Source organism: Pseudodesulfovibrio sp. 5S69 (assembly GCF_037094465.1).
Classification (GTDB): Bacteria; Desulfobacterota; Desulfovibrionia; order Desulfovibrionales; family Desulfovibrionaceae; genus Pseudodesulfovibrio; species Pseudodesulfovibrio methanolicus.
In genome coordinates, this window is the sequence record NZ_CP146609.1 from 1106115 (window position 1) to 1112500 (window position 6386).

Below are 6386 nucleotides of genomic sequence, written 5' to 3' on the forward strand. Positions count from 1 at the left end.
TGGTGGGCGAGCGCGGCGCGGTTTGTCAACCAACAAAAAACGGCCCCGCCGTGGCGGGGCCGTGACATTCGGTCGGAGCCGGGGCGGCTAGCCGCGCCGGAAGCGGCGGACCAGGGGCAGGCAGAGCAGGCCGAGGCCCATGAGCAGCCAGGTGGACGGCTCGGGCACCACGGTGGTCGTCTGGACCGTGCCGGGCAAGATGTAGGCCTGCTCGCCGCCGGCGTTCAGCGCGGACATCTTGATCTTGATGGAAAGCATGTCGTAGGGGCTGTCGCCGTCCCAGTCGGCCAGGAGGTCGTTCAGCTCCGGGGCGACCACGGCGTACGCGGCGCGGTCGGAACCCAGGTTGTGCGAGTAGGGGCCGTAGACCACTTCGCTCGAACCGCAGTCCACCGGGGCGCCGCCGCCGTCGAGACAGACGTTGCCGCCGGACAGGACGTAGTCCGTGGGCATGGTGTCCGGGGTGCTCGGGGTAAAAGAAGGATTGTCGTAGGCATGAGCCTCATAGTCGTACGGGTTGCCGCCGAAGGTGCCGCTGCCGTCGCCGTTGGTGCTGGTCAGTTCGAAGTACTGGGAGTTGGCCGTGCCGGCGGAACTCCAGATTTCGACCTGGGCCCAGATCCAGAGGTTCTGGTCTATGGAGTCGTCGCTGTTGGTCTGGTTGTTGTTGAACAGGAAGATCGGGGACTGGCCGCCCAGGAAGTTCACCAGGCTGGCGATGGTCGAATCCCAGGAATCCGCGCGGTCGTTGTCCAGGGCCGGGGCGGGATCGGCGGTCGTGCCGGTGTCGAAGGTGTCGCTGCTGCCGGTTCCGCCGGGGGTCGGGTAGGCGTTGTCCATGTCGGTGAAGTTCAGGTTGACGTCGGTGCCGGACACGCCGGTGGCGATGACCACGTCGTTCTTGATATGGCCGGAGTTGGACAAGATGTTGTAGTCGGACCCGAGGAAGTCCTGGAGGATGGGCAGCGAATAGGAATAGAAATCGCCGTAGGTGACCGCGAAGCCCGAGTCGGCGGAGGGCAGGACCAGCGCCTCGGCCCGTTCGGGCCGGGCAACCACGAATATGCCGATGATCAGAAGAGGGATCAGTATGTATTGCTTCATGATGTGTATCCTTGTCTGCTGCGGAATCCGGTGCGGAGCACGCTTGAACCTTACCATAGCAGTAAATGCAATAAGCATACAGAATCTAATATACTGGTTTCGTTGGTGAATTCGTAAAATTGGTCCGTGGGCGGGTGTGAAGTTTTCCGACATTCAGGAAAACTTTACACTTTTGTAAAGGTATAGATTTTATCTATTTTGCATATTGGCAATTTTGGCGGTTCCCGGTGTCAAACTTCGGGGGAGCTGCCCGGTGCGGACGAAGGGAACCGGCCGGCTCGGCGCATTGAGCACCCCGTGCCGAGGGCGGAACCGGAGCGTGGGTAAGTATACCCTTTGAAATCGGTATGTTGTGGAAAGAAGTATCTGTAAGGTATTCCGACAACACCTCGGGCCGGGCTACAGGAGTTCGGCCTCGGCTTCGGCGCGGTAGGTCTTGGCGTCGCCGTTCTGCCAGGCCTCGACCTCCTTCCAGAAATCACGGCCGGGGTAGACCTTCCAGCCGTTGCCCAGGCGCAGGTTGACCACGGCCTCGCGGGTGATGATGCCGAGGTTCACGCCGGTCGTGCCGGGGTAGCGCTGGAGGATCGCCTTGAGCGCGTTGAGGTGCGGATCGACCGCGTTCTTTTCGCCGATCCACAGGGAGACCGGCTGATCCGAGCCCTGGGCCGCGTCGGCCAGGAACAGGACCTTGTCGGCCAGGATCTTGGCGGATTTGGGCGCGTCCTCGGGGCCGGGCTGGTCGTCGCGCTGGTCGATCTTGCCCTGAACCAGCAGGGGGCGGTCCGCGTCGAGCAGTTCGCGCGCCTCGGCATAGACGTTGGGCAGCATGGTGATCTCGCCGTAGGTGGTCAGGTCCTCGGCGTTGCAGAAGGCCATGGGGGCGCCCTTGCGGGTGATGAACTGCTTGTAGTCCGGGATGATCACGGCCACCCGGACCTCGGTGCCGTTGGGGATGGTCTTGCACTCCTCCAGCGTCACGGTGCGCAGCCGCTGCATGTCGTGGCGGTAGGCCAGCAGCGGGTGCCCGGACAGGAAGAAGCCGAGGACCTCCTTTTCCAGGGTCAGCTTCTCGCGGTCGTCGAACTCCTCGCACAGGGAGCAGGTCGGCGTGTGGGCCGAGTCCTTCTTCTCGCCGCCGCCGAGCATGTCCAGCATGTTGAGCATGCCGGACTCCCGCTCCTTGGCCTTTTTCTGGCCCAGCGCCACGGCCTTGTCCAGGTCTTCGAGCAGGGCCGCGCGGGAGCAGGAGAAGCAGTCCAACGCGCCTGCCTTGATCAGCGATTCCAGGACCCGCTTGGTCACACGGCGCAGGTTCACCCGCTCGCAGAAGTCGAAGATGTTCTCGTACGGACCGTTCTCCGCGCGCTCGGCCGCGATTTCGTTGATCGCCTCCTCGCCCACGTTCTTGATGGCCGCCATGGCGAACAGGATATCCCCGTCCTTGACCGAGAAGCGCGCCTGCCCTTCGTTGATGTCCGGCTGGCGGACCTTGATGTCCATGTCGCGGCAGGCATTGACGTACATGATGATCTTGTCGGTGTTGTTCATTTCCGTGCTCATCAGCGCGGCCATGAATTCCACCGGGAAATGGGCCTTGAGATAGGCGGTGTGGTAGGAGATCAGCGCGTAGGCCGCGGAGTGGGACTTGTTGAAGCCGTAGGCCGCGAACTTCTCCATGGTGTCGAAGATGTCGTTGGCCACGGCGTCGTCGATCTCGTTCTCGCGCGCGCCCTCCAGAAAGCGGGACCGCTGCTTGGCCATCTCCTCGGCGATCTTCTTGCCCATGGCCCGGCGCAGCAGGTCGCCTTCGCCGAGCGAGTAGTTGGCGATGACCATGGCCGTGGCCATGACCTGCTCCTGGTAGACCATGACCCCGTAGGTCGGTTTCAGGGTCTCCTCCAGGGACGGGTGCGGGTAGGTGACCTCGATCTCGCCGTGCTTGCGCATGATGAATTCGTCGACCATGGACACGCCGTGGGAGCCGATCATGCCGAGCGGGCCCGGCCGGTACAGGGCGAGCATGGCCACGATGTCCTCGAAGCGGTCCGGGCGGAGCATGCGCAGGTACTTGCGCATGCCCGACGACTCCACCTGGAAGATGCCGTCCGTGTCGCCCTTGGCGAAGATGGCGAAGGTATCCGGGTCGTCCAGGTGCAGGGTTTCCAGGTCCGGGGCCTTCTTGCCCTGCTCGCGGATGATGTCCAGGCAGTCCTCGATGACCGTCATGGTCCGCAGCCCCAGGAAGTCGAACTTGATCAGGCCGACCTTCTCGACCTTCTTCATGTCGAACTGGGTCACGATTTCACCCTTCTTCCCTTTGTAGAGAGGAAGGTATTCGGTCATGGGCTTGTTCGAGATGACCACGCCCGCCGCGTGGGTGGAGGCGTGGCGGCACAGCCCTTCGAGGCGCGTCGAGATATCGATGAGCTTGGCCACCTTGGGGTCGGTGGCGACCATGTCGTCCAGCTCGGTCACGGCCTTGACCGCGTTGGGCACGGTGATCTTGGCCTTTTCCACGCCGAGCAGCTTGGCCATGAGCGCCGGGTCGTCCGGGATGAGCTTGGCGATCTTGTCGGTCTCGCCGAAGGTCATGCCCAGCGCCCGGCCCACGTCCTTGATGACCGCCTTGGTCTTCATGGTCCCGAAGGTGGTGATCTGGGCCACCCGGTCTACGCCGTACTTCTCGGCGCAGTACTTGACCACCTCCAGGCGGCGGCGCTCGCAGAAGTCCACGTCGATATCGGGCATGGACACGCGTTCCACGTTCAGGAAGCGCTCGAACAGCAGATCGTAGGGGAGCGGATCGAGGTTGGTGATCTTGAGCGACCAGGCCACGATGGAACCGGCGGCCGAGCCTCGGCCGGGCCCCACCGGGATGCGGTGGTCCTTGGCCCAGTTGATGAAGTCCTGGACGATGAGGAAGTAGGCCGGGAAGCCCATCTCCTTGATGACCCCGAGCTCGTAGTCCAGCCGATCCCAGTACTTTTTCTCGTCCACCTCATAGGTGATGGTGTTCAGGCGGCGCTTGAGGCCCTCCCGGCACAGGCGGTCGAACTCTTCGTTCATGGACACGCCTTCGGGCAGCTCGTACTCCGGGAAATAGTAGTTGCCGAGCTCGATCTCGAGGTTGCACTGCTCGGCGATGCGCTGGGTGTTGGCGATGGCCTCGGGCACGTGGGCGAACGCCTTCTCCATCTCCTCCGGGGTCTTGAAATAGAGCTCCTTCGTCTCCATGCGGAAGCGCTTCTCCGCATCCACCGTGGTCTGGGTCTGGATGCACAGCAGGGTGTCGTGGGCCTCGTAGTCCTCGGCGGTCAGGTAGTGGCAGTCGTTGGTGGCCACCAGGGGCAGGCCGGTCTCCTCCGCGCACTGGATGAGCAGCTCGTTGAGCCGGGTCTGCTTGCCGATGCCGTTGTCCTGGAGCTCCAGGTAAAAATTGCCGGGGAAGATGGACTCGTAGATCCGGGCCATGTCCGCGCCCGCCTGAAGCCCCTCGTTCATGAGCTTGCGCGGCACCTCGCCCGCCAGGCAGGCGGACAGAGCCACCAGGCCTTCGGAGTACTTTTTCAGGAGGTTCTTGCACACGCGCGGCTTATAGTAGAAGCCGTTCAGGTACCCTTCGGAGACGATCTTGATCAGGTTCTTGTAGCCGCGCTGGTTCTTGGCCAGCAAGACCAGGTGGTAGCCGCCGCCGTGGTCCTTCTTGTGGTGCGCGTCGACCTCGTCCACGTCGCCCGGAGCCACGTACACCTCGCAGCCGATGATCGGCTTGATGCCCAGTTTCTCGGCCTCCATGTAGAAGACCACGGCCCCGTACATGGATCCGTGGTCGGTGATGGCCACGGCGGGCATGCCCAGGTCTTTGGCCCTGGATAGCAGGTCCCCGATGCGGATGGCGCCGTCGAGCAGGCTGTATTCGGTATGGACGTGAAGATGAACGAATTCGGCCACTTATTGAAACTCCTTGCGTTGAGGAGACGATGATAGCGTAAAGCCGGGGGGACTGCCACCCGGAAAAGAAAGCGGCGATTCGGTTGACATTCTTGTGTGAAAACGGTCCATTGCAACTGTCGAACCTGTAGCCCGGAGACGCTGTGGATTCCCTGACGACCGTGACCGCCTATCTGTGGGGGCGCATGCCCCTGGTCCTGCTCTTCGTGTGCGGGTATCTGGTGTACCAGCTCATGGCGGCCACGCGCATCACGGACGGGTTCGTGGCCTGGGCGCTCAGGCGTAGCGGAGGCCGGGCCGGGCGGGTGCTGCTCTACATCATCGCGGCCTCGGCCGTGCTCTCGTCCTTCATCCCCAACACCATCACGGTCCTGACCCTGATCCCGGTGCTGAAACGGCTTGACCGCGACTTCGCGGCCCGGGGCGTGACCGGCATGACCACGGTGCTCATGTGTTCGGCCCTGTACGGGGCGGCCATCGGCGGGACGGGCTCCATGATCGGCACGCCGGCCAACGCCGTGCTCTTCGCGGCCCTGGACTTGTTTCAGGTGGCCGGGCGCAACAATCTGAATTTCTTCAACTGGTTCCTCTGGTCCGTGCCCCTGGTGGCAGCTTTCGTGCTGCTTGCCTGGTTCGTGGTCGCCGGGCTGGGGCTGCCCAAGTCGGCGCGGGGCGCGGTCATCGACGTGTCCGGTCCGGGCCGGGGCCGGGTCGACGCCCGTCAGCGGTACGGGGCGAAGCTGTTCTGGCTGTACATGGTCTATTTCGTGCTTGAGGCCGTGGTCCGGGAGAACGTGCCGGGATTCGCGGCGATCTCGCCCGTGGTCAGCCTGGGGTTCGCCGCGCTCTTCCTGTACCTGCTCTTCGTGCGCCGCGCGCCGGACGGGGGAGGGCGGTCCGGGCCGCTGCTCACTGGGGCCGGGCTGCTCAAGTCCGTGCCGCGCCGGGGATTCATCTTCATCCTGGCCCTGGCCGTGCTGGTCGCGGTGATCCACTGGACCGGGCTGGACCACAAGACAGTGGTCCTGGCGGGCAAGCTGCTCAAAGGCGACATGGACCCGCGCCTGCTTTTCCTGCTGACCATCACGGCGGTCATCACCCTGACCGAGTTTTTGTCCAACACCGCGGTGGTGACCGCCTTCTTCACCATTTCCTATTATGCGGCCAAGGGGCACGGCATGGATCCGCTGCCGCTGATGATTGCGGTCGGCGTGGCCTCCACCTGCGCCTTCATGACCCCCGTCGCCACCACCTCCAACGCCCTGGCCTTCGGCGAGATGAAGGGCGCGTCCCTGAAGGTCATGCTCGGCCTGGGGTTCGTGCTCAAT

3 protein-coding genes (1 of these 3 only partly in view) are annotated in these 6386 nt (G+C 63.6%); 1 reads left to right on the forward strand and 2 read right to left on the reverse strand.

Annotated features, from left to right (window positions below; translation table 11 throughout):
- Positions 1 to 87: 87 nt before the first annotated feature.
- Together V8V93_RS05180 and dnaE are read right to left on the reverse strand one after the other, a co-directional pair.
- The gene (locus tag V8V93_RS05180; RefSeq protein WP_338669298.1) at positions 88 to 1104 is read right to left on the reverse strand and encodes a PEP-CTERM sorting domain-containing protein; all 1017 of its coding nucleotides are present in this window, start codon (positions 1102 to 1104) and stop codon (positions 88 to 90) included.
- 399 nt (positions 1105 to 1503) lie between these two features.
- Positions 1504 to 5058 (reverse strand): DNA polymerase III subunit alpha, encoded by a 3555-nt coding sequence (gene dnaE / locus V8V93_RS05185; RefSeq protein ID WP_338669299.1) that lies wholly within the window; start codon positions 5056 to 5058, stop codon positions 1504 to 1506.
- Between the two features lie 143 nt (positions 5059 to 5201).
- Here dnaE and V8V93_RS05190 point away from each other — a divergent pair, with 143 nt between their 5' ends.
- Positions 5202 to 6386: the 5' portion of an SLC13 family permease gene (locus tag V8V93_RS05190; protein WP_338669300.1), read on the forward strand. It continues 60 nt past the right edge of the window; only the first 1185 of its 1245 coding nucleotides appear in the window; its start codon is at positions 5202 to 5204; its stop codon lies beyond the right edge, outside the window.